The sequence below is a fragment of the Gemmatimonadota bacterium genome (genome assembly GCA_041390105.1).
In the GTDB taxonomy this organism is placed as follows: Bacteria; Gemmatimonadota; Gemmatimonadetes; order Longimicrobiales; family Gaopeijiaceae; genus JAGQIF01.
The window spans coordinates 690315-711021 of the sequence record JAWKQO010000002.1 but is presented as its reverse complement, the minus strand read 5'-3'; the positions used below and the strand labels follow the sequence as shown (position 1 = coordinate 711021).

Here is a 20707-nt window from a genome sequence, read left to right as displayed (position 1 = left end):
GCCGTGCCGGCCCTCCCCGCTCGAGTGTCACCTGCGGCCTGGATCATTGGGGGGATCCAGGTTGAGCGTGGTCAGTGCTGACCACCCCCACCGCAGCTGCCACCGCCACTTCCGCCACCGCCACCGCCGCCACCTCCTCCACCACTACCGCCGCCGCCTCCGCCCCCGGCCTGGTCGACCCAGATGTCCAGGTAGGTGAAGCGGCCATTCGGATCCAGGACCGGCACGTAGATCAGCGTGGGATCCTGGGCCTCGCCGCAGGCGTCCAGCGAGACGTTGTGGGCCACCGAGGCACCGCCGACCATGGCGAAGTCATCGATGCTGAAGGTGATCCGCCACCATCCGTAGCGATGCTCGTTGGGGGGCAGCGTCACGTCGCGAAGGAAGAAGTTGTAGCCATAGATGATCTTGCCGGCCACATTGACTTCCGCGTTGTAGTAGCCGGGGCCGTCCTGCCCCAAGCCGTCCGCGATGGTCCCTTCGTACGCCGTGAAGAGTGGTTGCAGCGTGGTGTTGTCCAGCTTCTCGATCTTGAGCCGGGGCGCCACCGAGTAGATGGTCGGCACGAAGCTCCCCATCGATCCGTCGGTTCCCTGCAGCTCGGAGGGACCGGTGCCGGACAGATACGCCATGTTGAAGCCAGCTGCCGCAGCGGACTGCCACGCGACCAGCGTATGCTCGATCCGGATGATCGAGTGCGTGTTCCACGTATGGTGGGTCAGATTGTCACCCCAATCCACCTCCGCGGATTGCAGGCCCGCTGCGGAGCCGTCCGCCCACTGCGCGCGCCAGGTATTGGCGCTCTTCTGTTGATAGTACTGCACGCCTCCGACCTCGAAGTCGGGGACGTTCCCGGACCAGAAGAAGGCCGCGTTGGACGGAACCGTGATTCCCTCCGCCGCGGTAGGCCGGACACCCGGATCGCTGCCTACCGGCAGACCGGTGATGCCCAGGCCTTCGGCGAAGATCACGGGCCACGACAGGTTGTTGCCATATCCCTCTTCCGGAGGCTCACCACCGGGTCCGCCCGGCCCCCCACCACCGGGCTGGGTGACGCTGATGCTGGCCGTTCCCTTGATGCCGCCGCTCATCGCTGTGATGACGACGCTGCCGGTGGCCTTCCCGGTCACGTTGCCGCTGTTGTCCACCTCGGCGATGCCGGGATCACTGCTGGACCAGTAGACCGGTTCGGTGAGCGGGATCCCATTGGGATCGAGCACCTCCACGGTCAGCGCCAGGCTCTCGCCCACGTGCACGCTGCCGCTCGCCGGTGTGACGTTCACCTTGGCGGGAGGCCCATGCTGCCCTCCACCACCACCGCCGCCACCGGAGGACGCCGAGACATAGACGTCCAGCCAGGTCTTGTTGCCCTGGGCGTCGAAGGCGGGCGGATAGAGCAGGGCGGTGTTGCCCTCGTCCACCACGCTGGTGATGGCCGTGTTGCCGGTCACCATGTACCCGGTACCCAGGTTGGCCTGGCTGTCCAACACGAACGTGATGCGCCACCAGCCGTCCTTGGCCAGGTTCCCTGGAAGATTGACGTTCCGCAGGAAGAAGTTGTAGCCGTAGACGATCTTGCCGGCCACGTTGACTTCGGCGCTGTAGAAGCCCGGGCCATCCTGCCCGAGTCCATCGGCGATGGAGCCGTTGAACACCTCAGCGACCGGCGTGTGTGTGACGTCATCGAGCCGCTCGATGATGAGGCGTGGCATCACCGAGTAGACGGTTGGAATGAAGGACCCGACATTGGCGTCCGTGCCCTGCATCTCGTCGGGCCCGCTGCCATAGAGGTAGGCCATGGTGTAGCCCGGCAACTCCGGCACCGTCAGCGACGTCAGGGTGTGCTCGATCCGTACGACCGAGTTCGCATTCCAGGTCTGGTGTGTGAGGTTGTCACCCCACTTGGCTTCCACTGCCTGCGCGCTGGTCGAGCCGTCCAACCAGCTGGCTCGCCAGGTGTTGGAGGTCTGCTGCTGATAGAACGGGACGCCACCCTGGTTGTAGTCGGAGACGTTGCCCGGAGCGAAGAACGGAAGCGGCCCGACCGTGATGCCCTCAGCGGGCGTGGGCCGGACGCCTGGGTCCTGACTCACCGGAAGGCCGGTGATCCCGTATCCTTCGGAGAAGACGACAGGCCAGGACAGGTTGTTTCCGTATCCCTCTTCGGGCGGCTCGCCACCGCCTCCACCAGGCGTGGCAACGGTGATCTTCACGGTGGTGCTCAGCGTTCCGTTCGTCACCGTGATCACCGCGGAACCGGCCTTATGGGCCCGCACCGTGCCCGTGCCGTCTACAGACGCGACGGAGGGATCGCTGCTGGTGAACGTGAACTGCTGACCCGGAACCGGGTTCCCGTTGCCGTCATGGACCTCGGCGACGAGGACGACCTCCTCTCCGGGATGGCCAGTCCAGACCGCCGGGTCCACGACGATGGTGGGCACCGTCGCTGGAATCACCGTGATCTCGAGCGAGCCGGATACGCCTTCGCTGGTGGCGGTCGCCACGAACGTTCCGACGTTCCAGGCCTTGAAGTCGACCTCGTAGCCCTCGGTGCTCAGAGGCTCACCGATGTCGTGGTGCGACGTGCTCCACACGACCAGGCGGTCGTGCAGCACGTTACCGGCCTGATCGCGAAGGATGGCCGTCAGATGGATGACGTCACCCTTCTCGACGGTCAGGGACGCCGAGGTGATCTCGACGCTCGCCACCGAGATGGCCGGTTTGATGACCCTGACCGACGCCCAGCCGCGGACGCCATTGGCGACGACACCGATCCGGGTCTCACCGGGTGCCAGAGCGGTCACCCGTCCGGACTCGCTGACCTTGGCCACCTTGTCGTCCATCGTGAACCAGGTCAGTGGCGGAGCGGTCAGCTTGCCGGCTCCGTCGCGTACGGCGGCGCTGAGTTGGATGCTTTGACCCGGCAGCAACTCGAGGCTCGCCGGAGTGAGCGAGACGTACAGAACGGCAGTCACGACCTCGAGCGACACCTCGACCGACACACCTTCGGAGGCGACGGAGAGGTGTGCCACGCCCGGCCCCTTGGCTTCGACGAAGCCATCGGACTGAACCGTGGCGATCCTGGCATCCGAGGACGAGAAGTGGATCTCGCGCCCCTCGAGCACCTCACCGAGGACGTTGTAGAGCGTGACGGTCAGCTGCGTGGCGTCACCGACATGGAGCAGGCCCTCGCTGATCTCGACCACGATGTGGTCGACGGGCGGGACGATCTCCATGACGCCGTAGACGCCCGATTCACTGACCATCCCCTCGGCGAAGTGGCCATTCGTGTCGGCCATGCCGCCGGGGATGGGCGCCCAGGCCTGACCCGTCCAACGGTGCAGCCGCAGGAAGACCGGCTTGGCATCGGGACCGAGGTTCGAAGGCTCATAGCGCAGGCGCACGCGAACAGGGTTCTGCAAGACGGCGTCACCGAACCGGATCGTATAGGCGGATCCGGCGACGACACCCTGGGACTGGTATTCCGTCGGGAACGACCACTCGGCCGAGACGAATACCGTTTGGTTCAAGGCGCCTGACGGGACCTGGATGTCGGCGCGGTCATCCAGGGATTGGAGTTCTCCTCCAGCCGGTCCAATCTCCCGACCGTACGGGGTGATGACGATTTGCTTGGTAGCGGCGCGACTTCCGGCCTGCGCCGTCAGCGTGACGGTGCCGGAGTGGAGCGCGACGAGTTGCCCGTCGACGACCGTAGCGCACAGAGCGTCGGTCGAGGACCATTGGGCGGCCATTTCTTCAACGCGGCCAGACGAATAGATCGCATTGGCGACGATCGGGATCGAGGTCCCGGCGGCCACTGTGGTCGTCGATACATCGATTCTGAGTTCGGACACGGACTCCAGCAGGGGTCCGGTTTCATCGGAACCGCAGGCCGCGATTCCGAGGAAGGCGAAAAGCGTCGCAAAGCGGCCCAGACGCGAGAAGGTTAGCGCGGACGACATAAGACCTCCTCACTTCCAGAATCAAACCACCGTCACCGGGGATGACGGCTGAATCCAAGGTCACGAGATCCAGGCCCCCGGTCTGTCAGGTGGGAGACTACGGGGGCGGAGAGGAAAGGTCCTCGGCCGGATTTTGTTCTTTCTAAATCCGTGAAACCGGATCGAGCGACGCAATCCCGTGAGCGGGCACAGTGAACGGCGACGGCCGGGAGAACGCTGTGCTGCGAGGGGGTGGGCGCCCGGTGGGGTCAGGACTTGAAGCGCACGATCACCGGTGCGTGATCAGAAGGCTTGGACTCGAAATCCAGCTTCTTGCGGGCATCCCGATCGACGCGCACCTCCGCCACCACCCGGGCGAGCGGAGGGGTACAGAAGACGTGGTCGATTCTGAGGCCATCGTTCTTCGGAAAGGCAAGTCGTTGATAGTCCCACCACGTGAACCAGTTGTCTTGCGGACGCTGCGCCGCGACGACATCGACGAGCCCCCAATCCTCGAAACGGGCCAGCGCCCGGCGGGCTTCGTGGTGACAGAGCACGCTGCCTCCCCACCGGTCGGGATGAGCCACGTCCGCATCCGTGGGAGCCACGTTGAAGTCACCAGCGAGGATCAGACGCTGGCCGAGCGTGTGGGAGGACTGCAGGTGCTCCCGCAGCCGGTCCATCCAACGCAGCTTATCCTGGTAGCGATCGGTGCCCACCATCTGGCCGTTGGGGAAGTAGGCGCTGATCACCCGCACGCCGCCGATGTTCGCGGCGATGAGCCGTGCTTCGGCATCCGCGTCGTCACCAGGCAGCCCGCGCTCGACTGCGACGGGCTCGCGACGGCTCAGGATGGCCACACCGTTGTAGGCCTTCTGGCCGTGGACGACGGCGTGATATCCGACCTCCTGGACGGCCTCAGAAGGAAACTGGTCATCCGGGATCTTGGTCTCCTGGAGACAGAGCGCGTCGGGCTCCTCGCGCTCCAGCCAGCTGAGGACGCGGTCCAGACGGACCTTGATGGAATTGATGTTCCAGGTAGCGACCTTGAACGACACCGCAGCGTCCCTCCTGCGACGATCCGGCACATGTGGACCCGACCGGCGGGCTCACGGACGACGGAAGGTACCCGAAGGGCGATCCTTCTTCTCCTTGACAGATTAGGAGAGCGGCCTATGTTCTCCTAACTTATCTAGGAGAGTCTGTGTCCGACCGCGCCGACCCCCTTCCCGGTACCCTGGATCTGCTGATCCTGAAGGCCATCTCTTTGGGGACCGTCCACGGCTACGGGGTCCTGCTCCGGATCGAGCAGATCTCGGGGGGCGCCCTCGAGATCAAGCAGGGAGCCCTCTATCCGGCCCTCTACCGTCTGGAACACCGCGGCTGGATCGCGAGCGAATGGGGGACCTCGGAGAACAACCGCCGCGCCAAGTTCTACCGGCTGACCGCCGCCGGCCAGCGCCGCTTCGGAGAAGAGAGGGCCAGCTGGAACCGCCTCTCCGACGCGATCGCCCTGGCTCTGACCGCAACGCCTCAGGAGATCTGAGGGTGGATCCCAGAAGCCGACCATCGATGATCCGGGGACTGCTGGCGCGGGCACGCTCCCTTCTGGTAGGCCTGCGGCGGCGATCGCAGATCGAAGCCGAGATGCTCGAGGAGTTCCGCCACCACATCGAGCTTCGCACCGAGCATCTGGTCCGAGACGGCCTCCCCCACCACGAGGCGGCCCGGCAGGCGCGACTGGAGTTCGGCCACGTAGAGACGCACAGGGAAGACGCACGGGCGGCGCGAGGTCTCCGGTTCTTCGATGGGATCCGCTTCTCCATGCTCGACGTGAAGCTGGGTGTTCGGATGCTCCGCAAGCATCCCTGGTTGACGTTGGTCGCGGTCTTCGCGCTGGCAGTGGGCATTCCCGTTGGACTGGCCCCGCTGCACCTGTCCGGCGTGTTCGATGCGCCACTACCGGAGGATCCCGAGGGGCGCGTTTGGGCGCTTCGCCTGTGGGATCCCGTAACCAGCAGCGTGCCGGCCCCTCTCTACGACGACTACGAGTTCTGGGCCGGCGAGCTCGAGTCCTTCGGGCTCCTGGGGGCGTATCGAAGCTCCACGTTCCGTGTCGATTCGGACGATGGCCGCGCCCCACCCGTGTCCGGAGCGCAGGTCACTGCGTCCACCTTCGAGATCCTGCGCCGGGCGGCCCTGCTGGGGCGGGCGCTTCTTCCCTCCGACGAGCTGCCCGGGGCACCCGATGTCGTGGTCATCGGACATGGACTGTGGACGTCACGCTTCGGCGCCGATCCCTCGCTCGTGGGACGGACGGTCCGGATCGGTGGCACCCCACACACCGTGGTCGGCATCATGCCGGAGGGCTTTCTCTTTCCTTGGAGCCAGCAGCTGTGGCTGCCTCTCCGAGAGGAACCGGTCGCCTCCACGGGCCGGTTCCAGGGTCTTGGGGTCTTGGGGCGCCTGGCCGATGGTGTATCCGTCGAGGAGGCCCAAGCGGAGGTGAGCGCCGCCGGACGTGGGCCCAGCGACCATCGCGGCGAAGAACGGGCCCGCCTGCAATCCGAGGTGGTTCCCTTCGCCTACTCGTTTCTCGGCCTCCCACGCGGAGGTCTGCGAAGCCTACCGGAGTACCTCTTCTTTCAGATTCTGGCGCTGCTTCTTCTGCTGGTGGCCTGTGGCAACGTCGCGATGCTGATCCTCGCACGGACGGCGACCCGCTTCCGCGAGCTCTCCATCCGGGGCGCCCTGGGGGCCGGTCGCGCCCGTATCGTGTCCCAACTCTTCGTCGAGACCCTCGTTCTTTCCCTGCTCGCCGCGGGGTTCGGGGTGTTCACGTTCGGTTGGGCTCTGGGCCGAGTGGACTTCGCCGGTTGGGCGGGTGTCGATACCCTTCCCTACTGGCTGTCCCTCGACGTCACAGGCCGCAGCGTGCTCACTGCCCTGGTTCTGGCGATCCTCAGCGCGACCGTGGCGGGAGTCGTGCCCGCGTTTCGCATCACCGGGCGCAACGTCAGTGACAACATCCGCAGGGCCAACGCCGGTCGATCGGGGATCCGCTTCGGTGGGCTCACCGGCGCCCTGGTGGTTGCCGACGTCGGCGTATCCGTGGCGGTCGTGTCCCTCGCGTTCGTGTTGGCGAGCCAGATGACAGATGCGGCCAGGGCAGCGCGGGCCGCGAGCATTCCTTCCGAGGAGTACCTCACGGTGGAGCTCCGCATGCCCGACGCGGAGCTGCTCGGCGGGGGAAATTCGGCGCAACAGCGGATCGTCGACCGTTTCGCAGCGGTCCAGCGGACGCTGGTCGAGCGTCTCGAAGGCGAGCCAGGCGTGCGGAGTGTAGCCGTGGCCGATGCCTTGCCGCGCATGGACGCGCGGTCTCGTCCGATCGAGCTCGATGGCGTCACCCGCTCGAACGGCTCGCCCGGATGGTGGGTCCGGGTCGTTCGCGCCGACGTGGGTTTCTTCGCGGCCCTGGAGCTGCCCGTCCTCGACGGACGCGACTTCGAGCTGGGCGACCTGGATGGCGATGCCACCGCTGTGATCGTGAACACGCCGTTCGTTGAACGACTGCTCGCCGGTCGCGACCCCATTGGTCAGCGGCTCCGCTTCCTGACGGCTGCGGGCAACGAGGAATCGCCGTGGTACCAGATCGTCGGCGTCGTGGGACACGCAGGCATCAACATGGTGAACCCGGCGAGCGGTGAGGCCATCTACCTTCCGGCTGCCGCGGGAGCGATCAATCCTCTACAACTCGGCATCCACGCCAGCGTCGTGCCGGAGAGCCTCATTCCCCGCGTGCGAGAGCTCGTGGAGGACGTGGCGCCCGACGCAATCATGGGAGTACCGCAACCGCTCGACCAGGTGAGCCAGGGCGATTGGTATGTGGTCCTCGCCGTCGCGGCCGGGCTGGCGCTGCTGGTGGCGATCCTAATGGTCCTGGTGATCTCGGGGATCTACGCGATGATGTCCTTCTCGGTATCCGAGCGGACCCGCGAGATCGGTGTCCGCACCGCCCTGGGCGCGTCGCGTTCTTCACTGGTCCTGACCATCCTACGCCGCTCCCTCCTTCAGATCGTGATCGGCGCCCTGCTCGGGATGCCACTGGCCGCCCGGGTGTTCTACCAGCTACGGGGGGGATCGGGGGCAGGCTACGCCACGCTGGGGGCATTCCTGCTAGCGTTGGGTCTGGCGCTGGGGACCGTGTTCCTGGTCGGTCTCGTCTCCTGCTACGTGCCTACCCGCAGGGTCCTGGCCATCCAACCGAATGAAGCACTGCGAGCAGAAGGCTGAGCGGTCGTGATCCCCGTGCGACTCCCTTCCCCTGCCCTGTGACCGCGCCCCCCGCACCCAGGCCGGTCGCGGTCGTTGGTGCAGGCGCGGCCGGCCTCATGGCGGCGTGGCACGCCGCGAGAGCAGGGGCCTCCGTTGTGCTTCTCGAACGCACCGTCGACGGAGGCCGCAAGATCCTCATCAGCGGCGGCGGCCGCTGCAACGTGCTTCCAGCCGAAGAACGTGCCGGCGCCTTCGTCACCGACTCGCCGCCACGGTTGCTGCATCGCCTGCTGCGAGGTTGGCCGCTGGCGGAGCAGCGGAGCTTCTTCGAGTCGGAGCTGCGGCTCCCACTGACACTCGAGGCGGAGTCGGCGAAGCTGTTTCCGACCAGCGGCAAGGCTCGCGACGTCCGGGACGCGCTGGTGGGCGCGGTGCGGGCCAGCGGGGCACGGCTGTGGTTCGGCGCACGTGTGACCGACGTGCGACCGGATCCGGGCGGGTGGACGCTCCATCTCGACGGAGCCCCCCCACTGGAAGCTGGCGCGGTGGTGGTGGCCACGGGCGGCCTGTCCGTGCCCGCCACCGGAAGTGACGGGTTCGGGCTGGACCTGGCGGCTCGCCTTGGCCACGTCGTGCATCCGACCTATCCGGCGCTCACGCCGCTGACCGCCGAGCCGTCGCCGCACGTCCATCTTGCCGGCGTCTCCCTCGTGGCGGAGGTGCGCGCTCCGTCCGCACGCCCCCGCTTCCAGACGCGCGGCGGCTTCCTGTTCACCCACCGCGGCTGGAGCGGACCGGCCGTGTTGGACGCGTCGCACCTCGCCACCCGCGCTCGTCTGGGCATCGGCGCGGAAGCTCCGGCGGCGGGTCGACTTCTGGTGCGCTGGAGTCCGCGGAGCCGGGACGATTGGGAGGCCGACCTGCGCACGGGCAGTGGCTCCGTAGCCAGGGTGCTCGCCGCTCACCTTCCCGAACGCCTCGCCCAGCAACTCTGTGCCGAGTCAGCCGTGCCGGCCGAGAGAGCGCTGGCGCAGCTTCGGCGCAACGAACGGATGGCCTTGCTGGAGCTCCTCTGCGACTACCCGCTCCCCTGGACCGGAGACGAGGGCTACAAGAAGGCGGAGGTGACTGGGGGTGGGGTGGCCTTGTCCGAGGTGGATCCCCATACGCTCCAGAGCCACCGCACTCCGGGCCTCTTCTTCTGCGGCGAGGTCCTGGATGCGTTTGGCCCCATCGGAGGCCACAACTTCCAGTGGGCCTGGAGCACCGGTCGCGCGGCTGGCCGCGGAGCGGTAGCCTATTGCATGGGGCCGCAAGCCAGGCCCGGGGACGTTTGAGGAGGCAGCGCGGATGGTGCAGTGGGAGAAGCGAGGTCGGAGCCGTAACCTGGAGGACCGGCGCGCACAGCGGGTGAGCCGTGCCGGCGTCGGAATCGGCGGCACCGTGCTCCTGCTCATCCTGAGCTTCTTCTTCGGACCGGAGGTGCTGCAGATCCTGGGACCGGTGGTCGCAAACAGCGGAGGCACGCAAACCTCGGAAGGCCCCCTGCAGACGACCGCCGCCGAGGAGGAGCTGGTCGACTTCGTGTCGTTCCTGTTGGACGACATGCAGGGGGTGTGGCAGCAGCTGCTGCCTTCCCAGGGCACCGCCTACCGCGAAACCAGCCTGGTCCTGTTTCGGGACGCCACCCCGTCCGCCTGTGGCATGGGGCAATCCGCCATGGGCCCCTTCTACTGTCCGCAGGACGAGAAGGTGTATCTCGACCTGGTGTTCTACGACGAATTGGCCCGCCGCTTCGGAGCGCCCGGCGACTTCGCCCAAGCCTATGTGCTGGCGCACGAGATCGGCCACCATGTCCAGAAGGTACTCGGCATCTCGGCCGAGGTGACCCGCCTGCAACAGGCGCGGCCCAGTCAGGCCAACGAGCTTTCCGTGCGACTCGAGCTGCAGGCCGATTGTCTCGCGGGCGTCTGGGGCAACTCGGCAGCGCGCCGGGGAATGCTGCAGACCGGCGACGCCGAGGAAGGACTGCGCGCTGCGGCCGCCATCGGAGACGACCGCATCCAACAACAGACCCAGGGCCGTGTCGTTCCGGAGGCGTTCACGCACGGCTCCTCGGAACAGCGGCTACAATGGCTGCGCGTCGGGCTCCAGCAGGGGGATCCGGACGCCTGCGACACGTTCTCGCGCTGAGACGGGCCGCAGGCGCGGGATCACCGCGTCCGTTCCAGCGCACCGACGGGGGAGAGATCAGCCTTCCGGGGGTAGGCGTGGCTTTCTCGTCAGTCGTGCACGCCGGCCCGCGCCAGGATCCTCTCCATCGGGCACCAGTGCGTGACGCTGGACTGGAACAGGTTCAGCCCCACGAAGGCGGTGAACAGGAACCACGCCGGATGCACCCACCAGCCCAGGGCCAATGAGCCCAGCACGAACAGACCGGCGATCCGACGAATCAAGTACTGCATCCTCACAAGACCTCCTGGGTGTCCAGAGCGTAGACTCGGATGCCCTCCTCGGGGCCCCGGTCCGCCGCCAGTCGACGAAGATCGCCGATCACCCGCTCTGCGTCCGCGGCGGCGACAGCAGCGAAGAACAGTGTGGACGATCCCGGGAACGCACGCGTCCCCAGCTTGCGTCCGGTGGAGCCGCGCCCCAACACCGTCGGGATCTCGCTCCACCCCGCCACACCCGAGCCGTCGAGGAGCGTGCCGACGTCTTCGGCGTGATCGGCGTCCACGAAGATCAGTAGCATCTTCATCGGTTCATCTCGTAGTAGAGAAGTGGGATGGCGACGAGCGTGAGCAGCGTGGCTACCAGCGCCCCGCTGATCAACGCGATGCCCAACCCCTGGAAGATCGGGTCGGTGACCATCACGAGCCCGCCGATGACCACGGCCAGCGCCGTGAGCACGATGGGCCGCGAGCGGATCAGGCCAGAGGCCACCACGGCCTCGCCCAGGGGACGACCCCGCTCCAGCTCCAAGCGGACGAAGTCGACGAGCAGGATGGAGTTGCGCACGATGATCCCCGCGAGGGCGATCATGCCGATCATGGACGTGGCCGTGAAGAAGGCGCCGCTCAGGGCGTGCGCGGGGAGGATCCCGATCAGCGTGAGCGGGATCGGCGCCATGATGACCAGCGGAATCGTGAAGGACTGGAACCAGGCCACCACGAGCACGTAGATCAGCACCAGCACTGCTGCGAACGCGATCCCCAGGTCCCGGAATACATCGACCGTGATCTTCCATTCGCCGTCCCATACCAGGAACGGCTTCTCGGTCAGGGTGGGCGAGGCGGCGTAGTAGACGTCCACCCCTTCGGGCCCGTCCGCGAGATCGTGGCGCATGGCAAGCATGGCGTACGCCGGACTCTCCAGCGCACCCGCCACGTCAGCGGTGACGTAGACCACCGGTCGGAGGTTCTTGCGGTGCAGCGTGACCGGCGCTGGCACGCTGTCGAAGGACGCGAGCGTTCCCAGCCGGCGTACGCCGGTTGGCGTGGCGATCGGTAGCGATGCCAGATCCCCGACCACGGCCCGATCGGCGGGCGCCAGGCGTACGCGCACCGGCACCGGCTCCGCCGCGTGCTCGTCGTGCAGCAAGCCGCCCACGGCTCCGCCGCTGGCCGCGGCCACGGTGCGCGCCAGGTCCTCCGGAGTGACCCCCGCGCGCAGCGCCTCCGCCTGGGCGATGGCCGCACGCACCTGGCGGTGCTCGGCCTCGACCGTCCAATCCACGTCCACCACGCCTTCGGTGCGCTCGAAGACCTCCTTCACGCGACGCGCGCTCTCGATCTGCTGCTCGTAGTCGGGGCCGTAGACCTCGGCGGTCAGGGTGGCCAGCACGGGCGGGCCCGGCGGGATCTCGGCCAGCTTGACCGAGGCGCCGTAGGCCCGGGCCACCGAGTCGACCCGTGGACGGAGTCGCAGCGCGATGGCGTGGCTCTGGTCGTCCCGCTCGTGCCTGTCCACCAGGTTGACCTGGACATCGGCCACCGTGGGCCCGCGGCGCAAGAAGTAGTGCCGCACCAGGCCGTTGAAGTTGAACGGGGCACCGATGCCCGCGTACGTCTGCACGTCCCGGACATCGGGGTCGTCCGCAACCGCCAGGGCCAACGCCTGAGCCACCTCGTTGGTGCGCTCCAGCGTGGTGCCCTCGGGCATGTCCACGATGAGCTGGAATTCGCTCTTGTTGTCGAAGGGCAGCATCTTGACCTTCACCAGCTTGAGCGGCACCAGCAGCATCGAGAGCAGCAGCAGCGCCACCATCACCCCATAGGCGCTCCAGCGCTTGCGGTCCGACGCAATCCATCCCTCCAGGGCCCTACGGTAGCTCTGGGCCACCCGACCCTGCGGAAGCGGCTCCTCCTCCGAGCCGCCACCGGTCGGATGCTCGGCGGCGTGACCCTTCAGCAAACGCACCGCGAGATAGGGCGTGATGGCGAAGGCGACCACCAGTGAGAAGACCATCGCCACGGAGGCGCCCACTGGAATGGGGCGCATGTAGGGCCCCATCAGACCGGAAACGAATGCCATCGGCAAGATGGCCGCGATCACGGTCAGCGTGGCCAGGATGGTGGGATTGCCCACCTCGTCCACGGCGATGACCGCGGCCTCGTCCGCGTGGCGACGGCCCATGCCCAGATGACGGGCGATGTTCTCGACGACGACGATGGCGTCGTCCACCAGAATGCCGATCGCGAAGACCAGTGCAAACAAGGTGATGCGATTGAGCGTGTAGCCGTAGAGCCGATACACCAGCAACGTAAGCGCCAGCGTGACCGGCACCGCCACCAGCACCACCACGGCTTCACGCCACCCCAACGCGAACCAGACCAGTAGCGCGACGCCCAGGGTCGCGATCAGGATGTGCTGGAGCAGCTCACGGGACTTCTCGGTGGCGGTCTCCCCGTAGTTGCGCGTCTCCGTGACCCGTACATCCTCGGCCAGCACGGCTCCCCGCAGATCCTCGACCCGCTCGAGCACGTGCTCGGCAATGTCGGCGGCGTTGGTACCTTCGCGCTTGGCAATGGCCAACGTGACGGCCGACTCGAAGCGGGCATCCGGTTCGCCGTCCAAGTGGGCGACGTACTGGTCCGGCTCCGCGGGGCCGTCCTCCACCTGGGCCACGTCGCCCAGGCGCACGGCCCTGCCCTGGTAGGTTCCGACGACGACCTCGGCCACCTGATCGGGGCGGCGCAGAAGGTGACCGATTCGGACGGGCACCACCCGGTTGGCGGCGACCAGCGACCCGGCGGGCAGCTCCACGTTCGACGTGCCGAGGGCGTGCAGCACCACTGCGGCGGACAGTCCCCGTGCCGCGAGCGCCGCCGGGTCCAGTGTCACCGAGACCTCGCGCGGGGCGCCTCCGACCACCCAGGTCTCTGCCACATCGGGGATTCTCTTGATCTCCGCCGCGAGTTCGGCGGCCTGCTGGCGCAGCAGGTAGCCGCCCGTTGCGTCCGTGGCGGAGGAGAAGGTCAGCGTCAGGATCGGCACCTCGTTGATCCCGTGCAGCGTGACCAACGGAGGCGTCGCTCCCGGAGGGGCGCTGGCCGCATTGGCCAGGAGCTTCCCATAGAGCCTCGTGAGCGCGGTCTCCGGCTCGGTGCCGACTTCGAAGCGCGCAGTCACCAGCGCCCCGTCACTCTGCGAAGCCGAGTAGAGGTATTCGATTCCGGGCACCTCCCACAGCGCCCTCTCCAGCGGCTCCACGATGCGCCGCTCCACTTCGCGCGGTCCCGCTCCGGGCAGGCCGACAGCCACGTCGATCATCGGGACGCGGATCTGCGGCTCTTCTTCGCGGGGCGTGGTCAGCAGCCCGCCCACGCCGGCCGCCATCGACGCGCCGATCAGAAGGGGCGTGAGCTTCGAGTGGAGGAAGCGCTGCGCGATTCCTCCGGAGGGACCCGTCTTCATCGGACGATCCTCTCCCCGGCCTCGAGGCCCGACAGTACTTCGACCCGTCCATCCGGCAGCTCACGACCGAGCCGAATCCAGCGGGTCACCACCCGTCCCTCCTCGACCACCTCGACGCCGGTCAGCTGACCACGACGAACGATGGCGGCCTCCGGGACCGCGATCCCTTCGTGTTGGCCCGTCGGAAGCCACGCCGTTAGAGCGAGCCCCGTGGCCCAGTCCGCGGGCAACTGGGCTTTGATCTCCACGGTGCGCGTCATCGGGTCCGCGCCGCCGGCAACCGCCGTGACCGCAGCCGTTCCACGGCGGCCGTCGGCGGACTCCACCTGTAGGGTGTCGCCGGCACGCACGTGCACGGACACCTCCGTGGGAGCGAAGAGAACCGCCTCGCGGGGCCCGCTGCGCTCCACAACCAGCAGGGGCATGCCGGGGGCCGCCAGGTCGCCGACGTCCACGCTGCGCGCGACCACCACGCCAGCGAAGGGCGCGCGGATCTCGGCGTAGGCTGCCGCTGCCTCCACTTCGTCGACCGCCGCGCGAGCCATGGCCAGGTCCGCGTCCGCCTTGGCGAGTCCGAGGTGGGCCTGGTCACGCTGGACGCGCGAGACCGCGTCCTGCTGAACCAGGGTGTCCATGCGCGCTGCGTTGCGAACGGCCTCGGCGTGCGCTGCCTCCGCCAACCTGGCGGCCGCGCTCGCCCGCTGGCGGGCGGCTGCGATGTCTTCGACGCCGAGGCGAATCAGCGTCTGGCCACTGGTCACCCGCGCGCCCAGCTCGGTGTTGATGGCGGTGACCCGCGCCATCACCCGGGTCGCCAACTCCGCCCGCGCCGTGGGACGTACATCCCCGGTCACGCGCACGGTGGTCGGCAGTGTCTCGGCATGGACGGCGACACCCTCGGCCGCGCCGGTCGACCGCTCGGCCATCGCCGGCTCCTCCGCTCCACAGGCGCCCAGGATGAGCGTGAGCGACACCGTCAGTGCAGACATCTTCATCGGTCGTGTACTCCGTACGCGAAGTCCAGGGCTGCACGCGCGACGAGCAGATCCCGTCGAGCGGTCCAGAGAGAAAGGGAGGTCTCGGTAGCTGTTGCCTGCACGTCGAGTAGCTCGGTGATCGGGGCCACGCCCGTGCGGTAGCGCAGGCGCGCCTGATCGAGCGCCGTGCGGGCCTCGGCCTCGGCCTCGGTCGCCAGGTCGAGCGCGCGCTCGGCCAGGGCGAGGCGTTGGGCCGCGGCGCGCACCTCGGTCTCGGCAGCGAGCTGGGCTTGTTCGAGTTGGGCATCGACCGCTCGCCGCTGCGCATTCGCTTCCCGCACCGCGCCGACGCCGGAAAGACCGGGGAAGACGTTCCAACGGAGCCCCAGACCCACGGTCCAGTCGCCGGAGCCACCGGCCCAGGGTGCATCCCCCGAGTGGTGGGCGAGCTGCGCGAACCCCATCACCTGAGGCAGTTGGGCCCACCAGGCGCTGCGCTCGGCCAGGCGCGCGGCATCGGCCCCGGCGCGCATGGCCTGTAGATCCCCGCGTCCCTCCAGATCACAGGACGCGTCCTCGGTGCAGAGGCCCGGCGTCCCGGCGGTGAGGGGATCGGACAAGGCGAGCGCGGCATCGGCCGGTAGCCCCAGTTGGGTGGCCAAGGTGCTGAGTGCCACGTCCCGTTCCACCTCGGCTTGCGCCAACCGGATCTCGATCTCGCGGCTGGCAATGCGCGCGAGACGAGCGTCCAGACCGGTGGTCAGTCCTTGCCGCTCCATGGCCTCGGCCTGCGCCGCGTGGGCACGGGCCGCGGTGAGCGCCGTGTCCAATGCCGCTACGGCGTGAGCCGCCCACTGCGCTCCCCAATACAGTTGCGTGACCCCGAACGCCACGGCGCTGGCGGTGCGGCGGGTGCCGGCCCGCTGGGCGTCCGCAGCACTCCGGGCCGCCTGGAAGCCGAACCAGCCCTCGGGGGCCATCAGCGGCAACTCCACGCCGAGCGTGGTGGAGTGACCCCCGATGGCATCCGGCCGATTCAACGCGTCCAGACTCAGGTCCTCGGCTGCGAAGCGCTCTTGTCTGAGCTTCAGCCCGAAGACGCCGACCGGGTCGGTCGTACGCATGCTCTGCAGCTCGACCCGGGTCGAGGGCAGGAACGCGCGTGTGGCGTTCCACACGCGTGCGTCAGCGGCGGCGCTCTGCGCCTTGGCCGCCAACACGCTCGGGCTGGCCGAGCGGGCCCGCTCCAGCGCGCCCTCCAACGTGAGTCGAGTGGTGTCGGCTTGCACCGTGAGCGCAGCCGCCACGAGGAGTAGTCCGGTCATGGAATGTCGTTGTGCCCGATGGTTCGTGAGATGGGGTGGGAGATCACAGGTCACACGTGCGAATGCAGTTCAGGATGTGCGGCACCTTAGGCTCGGTCAGGCGATAGTGGACGTGCACCCCCTGCCGCCGGGAGGCCACGATGTCGCACCCTCTCATGCGAGCGAGGTGTTGGGATACGGTCGCCTGTGGGAGTTCCAGGGCCTCCTGGATCTCGGAGACCGTGGCCTCACCACGCTCCAGCACCTCCACGATCTTCAGGCGCTCGGGATGGCCGAGCATGCGGATGATCTCGGCGGCGCGCTGCAGGATGTCCGGGTCCGCGGTGCGGACCATCCCCCGTTTCGTCATGGCCGATAACATAGATATATTGCTATATATGCACAAGTGCATGTACTGTGCGAGGGGCCTGGAGGCCTTTCGAGCCCCTCCGGGGACGGGCCAGCGGAGGCGGAGCTTGACGGGGCCGGCGGCCTCGGCGCTTGACAGCGCCGGCCCCGTCGAGGTCGCTTCCCCAGGGTGAGACCCCACTGCCTGGCCGGAGCCTACTGCCCCGGACCGTCCACCATCCGCCGACTTCCTGGAGGCCCCGTGGTCGCGAGCGCTCGCCGACTCCTCGCCCTTCTGGCACTGCTCCTGACCCCCACGCTGCTCTCGGCGCAGGTCCGACCCATGACGGTCGACGACGAGCTGGACATGGTCCAGGTGGGTGACGCGCTGCTCTCGCCCGACGGTGCCTGGGTGTTCTACTCCGAGCAGCGCCTGGACTGGGCCGAGAACAAGTACGAGAAGACCTACCACCTGGCTCCCGCCGGTGGCGGCGAGAGCTTTCGCTATCTCGGGGAGGGCGGAGGCAGCGACTTCCAGTTCTCCCCCGATGGTCGGTTCTTCTCGTTCAAGCGCGCCGTGGAAGGCAAACAGCAGGTCTTCAGCATGAGGACGGCGGGCGGAGAGGCGATCCAACTCACCAAGCACGCGACCTCGGTCCGCTCCTTTCAATGGAGCCAGGACGGCCGCCACCTCTTCTTCACCGCCGAGGACGCGCGTCCGGACAGCGTCGAGAAGGAGATCAAGAACGGCGCCGACGCAGTGTTCGTGGACGAGGGTCCCAACGGAAAGACACTGTCCAGCTGGCAGGGTCTTTGGGCGTTCGAGCTCGAGAATCAGACGGAACGCCGCCTCACCACCGATTCACTGCTTATCAACAGCTTCGACGTATCACCCCAGGGCGACCGCCTCGCCTTCGTCGCCTCGCGCTCCAACCGCGAAAACGACGACTACCTCCGCGAGATCCACGTCCTCGAGGTGGCGACCGGCGAGATACGCCGCTTGACGAACAACGAAGCGCCGGAGGGGGGGCTCGCCTGGGCGCCGGACGGCCGCTCCTTGCTCTTCACCGCAGCCGACGACCGCGAGTGGAAGAACCGCAACACGAAGCTGTGGCTACTGGACGTCGATGACGGCAGCCACCGACTGGTATCCGCCGGCTTCGAGGGGACGCCGAGTGGTGCCGTCTTCACGCCGGACGGCCGCTATCTCCTGTTCAGCGGACAACAGGGTACGGCCACCAACCTCTTCCGCCTCGATCTGCGCTCCGGTGGCCTGGAGCGGCTCACGAACCGAGAGGGCACCCTGTGGGCAGAGTCCTTCTCGCGGGATCGCGCCCGTGTGCTCTACACCTTCTCCGACTACCGCACGCCTCCCGATCTCTGGGTAGGCCAGGTCGCGGGGGGTGAGCTCACCCGGATCACGGACGCCAACCCGCAGGTGAAGGGCCTTCTGCTCGCCGACATGGACGTGGTGCGCTGGCGGTCGACGGACGGCACCGAGATCGAGGGGCTGCTGCACCTGCCAGCGGGCCGGCCTTCGGGGGAGGCCGTGCCCCTCATGTTGAACATCCACGGAGGTCCGGCAGGCGTCTTCGCCAACAGGTGGTCGGCGCGCTACCACATCTACGCCGGCCTGGGCTACGCGTCGCTCTCCCCCAACGTACGGGGATCGAGCGGCTACACGGATGCCCTGCGCGAAGGGAACACCGTCCAGGAGGAGGACGGCATCGGGATGGGGGACTATCAAGATCTCCAGACCGGCGTCGACGCAATGATCGAGCGCGGCGTGGCCGATCCCGAGCGACTGGCGCTGCGGGGCTGGAGCTACGGCGGCATCCTGGGCGGATGGACCATCACACAGACCGGCCGCTTCAAGGCGGCCTCCATCGGCGCGGGGGTCTACGACTGGAGCGCGGAGTACGGACCGGGCTTCAACCACGACATGCGCTTGTGGCACATCGGGGGGACACCCTGGGACAACCCCGAGGGCTGGCGCCGCCAGTCGGCGATCACGCATGTCACGAACGTCACCACGCCGACGCTGCTGCTGCATGGCGAGGAAGACACCACTGATACCGAACAGCAGAGCATGATGCTCTTCGTTGCCCTGCGCGACATCGGCAAAGCTCCGGTCCGCTACGTGCGGTTCCCCCGCGAACCCCACGGCTTCCGGGAACCGCGGCACCAGCGCATCCGGGACGTGGAAGAGGTCCGCTGGATGCAGAAGCACGTCCTGGGTGAAGACTGGACGCCCTGGGTGCGGCCTACCGTGGAGGCGAAGAAGCCGGTGTCGTGAGGCGCGACGGCGCCCCGTTGACCGTCAGATGCGCTCGCTGACCTGCAGGCTGCGCAGGAGTGTGCGCTTCTTCTGTTGATGGGCGCCCATGCGAGACAGGATGTCGTCGAGCGCCTGGATCGCCTCGACGATGTATGGCCCCTTGTTCAGCATCACGCACTCGGCCCGCCCGCTCATGGCGGCATCGGTGATCTCGGCCCGGGATGGGAGCCCCGACTTGGCCAGAGACTCCAGCACCTGAGTCGCCCACACTGTCGGTAGATGCGCCGCCTCTGCGATCCACAGAAGCTCCTCCTGCACTTCGGCCAGACGCTCGAAGCCTGCCTCGACGGCGAGGTCGCCCCGTGCGATCATGATGCCGACTCGCGGCCAGGAGAGCGCGGCCAACAGGATGCCCGGTAGGCGCCGGAAGGCCGCGACCGTCTCGATCTTCAGGATCAACCCCAGGTGCCGGCCACCGCGCTGCTTGAGCTCCGCCAGGACGTCGCGCACATCCTGTTCAGTCCGGACGAAGGAGAGAGACACAGCATCCGCATGCTCCACCACGAAGTCGAGATGTTTCCGATCCTCCGCGCTCAGTGCCGGAAGGGTGAGCCCCGTCTCCGGCAGGTTGATCCCCCGCCCCGGCTTCAGCTTCACGCCGGAACGCTTGGCTCGGGTGACATCGACCACGATCCAGTTTGAAGTCGATTCCACGACGCGCCCCGCAACCTTCCCGTCGTCCAGCGCCAGCGGGTCGCCGGCTCGAACATCCAGGAACACCTCCGCTACGCCACAGCGGACAGCGGCGACACAGTCATGCTGGTGCAGCAGTGTGCTGGCAGCCGCGTCGCCCACGCCATCGGATACGACCAGGAAGCGCTCGCCTCGCTTGACACGCGGGGAATCGACCGGGCCGACCACGTCGCCCGTGCGGAGCTTCGGCCCGGCCAGATCCATGACGATGCGCGTGGGAAGCCCGCCACGTCCCCCAACACTCCGCACTGCCTCGACCATTCCGGTCCAAACCGGCTCGTCGTCGTGGGCCAGGTTGATGCGCGCCACGTCCATCCCCGCACCCACCATATCCCGAACCAGCTCCACGTCGGAGCCGGCCTGCGTGGGGAGGGTGACCATGATCCGCGTGGACCGCTCTGTAGGAGAGGGCCCCAGCAACGCCGCTGCGTGGGTGGCCAACAGGGCCGGTCCCTCGCGGAAGCCCACGGGTGCGGCCTCGGACGCCAGTGGTGGCAAGCCCAGCGCCAGGCGGATCATCCCCAGTACGCGATCCAGGCTGACGAGAACATGGGATTCTGCCCGCCCCAGGGAAGACAGCCCCGCCCGCGAAAGCCGATCCTGCAGACCCCGGATGTCGCGGCCGCGTAGCGCCAAGTAGTGCAACAGGTTACGCGCGGAGGCCTGATTGTCGGGGGCGGCGGCTGCCACCTCCCGTCCATGTGCCCCTTCCAACGCTTCGGCCGCTTCGCGCAGCGCGATCAAGTCCTGGCCGAGTGCGCGAAGATAGACTTCGTCCAATGCAGCGGCCGATGGGGGGGCGGCCTGCACAGGTGCGTTCGGGCTCATGGCAGCTCGGAGGTTCGAGGGGTGGCTCACCCGGCGAAGCTCCTCCCTCCCACGATCGCATGAAAGTGGCCTCCGGTCACCCTC

General features: G+C 67.8%; 14 protein-coding genes. 5 read left to right on the top strand and 9 right to left on the bottom strand.

Annotation, left to right across the window (positions count from 1 at the left end; translation table 11 throughout):
- Window positions 1–71: 71 nt before the first annotated feature.
- On the bottom strand, window positions 72–3962 hold the full coding sequence (locus R3E10_12275) for an Ig-like domain-containing protein (protein ID MEZ4416514.1): 3891 nt from the start codon (window positions 3960–3962) through the stop codon (window positions 72–74).
- A gap of 248 nt (window positions 3963–4210) precedes the next feature.
- On the bottom strand, window positions 4211–4999 hold the full coding sequence (xth, locus tag R3E10_12270; GenBank protein MEZ4416513.1) for an exodeoxyribonuclease III: 789 nt from the start codon (window positions 4997–4999) through the stop codon (window positions 4211–4213).
- A gap of 146 nt (window positions 5000–5145) precedes the next feature.
- Here xth and R3E10_12265 point away from each other — a divergent pair, with 146 nt between their 5' ends.
- From R3E10_12265 to R3E10_12250, 4 genes are read left to right on the top strand one after another with little or no spacing between them, the layout of a single operon-like run.
- Window positions 5146–5487 carry a PadR family transcriptional regulator gene (locus R3E10_12265; GenBank protein ID MEZ4416512.1) on the top strand — a complete coding sequence of 114 codons (342 nt, stop codon included), beginning with the start codon at window positions 5146–5148 and terminating at the stop codon, window positions 5485–5487.
- Window positions 5488–5513: 26 nt separating this feature from the next.
- A complete protein-coding gene (locus R3E10_12260; protein ID MEZ4416511.1) occupies window positions 5514–8237 on the top strand; it encodes an ABC transporter permease in 2724 nt (907 codons plus the stop codon).
- Window positions 8238–8275: 38 nt separating this feature from the next.
- Window positions 8276–9556, top strand: a complete 1281-nt coding sequence (locus R3E10_12255) for an aminoacetone oxidase family FAD-binding enzyme (protein ID MEZ4416510.1) — start codon at window positions 8276–8278, stop codon at window positions 9554–9556.
- Between the two features lie 13 nt (window positions 9557–9569).
- Entirely contained in the window at window positions 9570–10412 is an 843-nt protein-coding gene (locus tag R3E10_12250; protein ID MEZ4416509.1) for a neutral zinc metallopeptidase, read from the top strand.
- 89 nt (window positions 10413–10501) lie between these two features.
- On the opposite strand, the gene R3E10_12245 is transcribed toward R3E10_12250, so the two are convergent.
- Genes R3E10_12245 through R3E10_12220 form a run of 6 tightly spaced genes read right to left on the bottom strand, consistent with a single transcriptional unit; the run spans window position 10502 to window position 16771 of the window.
- Window positions 10502–10684, bottom strand: a complete 183-nt coding sequence (locus tag R3E10_12245) for a DUF2892 domain-containing protein (protein MEZ4416508.1) — start codon at window positions 10682–10684, stop codon at window positions 10502–10504.
- A 2-nt stretch (window positions 10685–10686) separates the two neighbouring features.
- On the bottom strand, window positions 10687–10977 hold the full coding sequence (locus R3E10_12240; protein ID MEZ4416507.1) for a hypothetical protein: 291 nt from the start codon (window positions 10975–10977) through the stop codon (window positions 10687–10689).
- The gene (locus R3E10_12235; protein ID MEZ4416506.1) at window positions 10974–14135 is read right to left on the bottom strand and encodes an efflux RND transporter permease subunit; all 3162 of its coding nucleotides are present in this window, start codon (window positions 14133–14135) and stop codon (window positions 10974–10976) included. The genes R3E10_12240 and R3E10_12235 overlap by 4 nt, the downstream gene beginning before the upstream one ends.
- Window positions 14132–15130, bottom strand: coding sequence for an efflux RND transporter periplasmic adaptor subunit (locus R3E10_12230; GenBank protein MEZ4416505.1), 999 nt, complete (start codon window positions 15128–15130; stop codon window positions 14132–14134). Before R3E10_12230 ends, R3E10_12235 begins: the two co-directional genes overlap by 4 nt.
- The gene (locus R3E10_12225) at window positions 15127–16437 is read right to left on the bottom strand and encodes a TolC family protein (GenBank protein ID MEZ4416504.1); all 1311 of its coding nucleotides are present in this window, start codon (window positions 16435–16437) and stop codon (window positions 15127–15129) included. The genes R3E10_12230 and R3E10_12225 overlap by 4 nt, the downstream gene beginning before the upstream one ends.
- Before the next feature lie 43 nt (window positions 16438–16480).
- On the bottom strand, window positions 16481–16771 hold the full coding sequence (locus R3E10_12220) for a metalloregulator ArsR/SmtB family transcription factor (GenBank protein ID MEZ4416503.1): 291 nt from the start codon (window positions 16769–16771) through the stop codon (window positions 16481–16483).
- A gap of 255 nt (window positions 16772–17026) precedes the next feature.
- On the opposite strand from R3E10_12220, the gene R3E10_12215 reads away from it, so the two are divergent.
- Window positions 17027–19060 carry a S9 family peptidase gene (locus R3E10_12215; GenBank protein ID MEZ4416502.1) on the top strand — a complete coding sequence of 678 codons (2034 nt, stop codon included), beginning with the start codon at window positions 17027–17029 and terminating at the stop codon, window positions 19058–19060.
- A 24-nt stretch (window positions 19061–19084) separates the two neighbouring features.
- Here the strand turns inward: R3E10_12215 and R3E10_12210 are convergent, their stop codons facing one another.
- Window positions 19085–20623 carry a pyruvate kinase gene (locus R3E10_12210; GenBank protein MEZ4416501.1) on the bottom strand — a complete coding sequence of 513 codons (1539 nt, stop codon included), beginning with the start codon at window positions 20621–20623 and terminating at the stop codon, window positions 19085–19087.
- Window positions 20624–20707 lie beyond the last annotated feature (84 nt).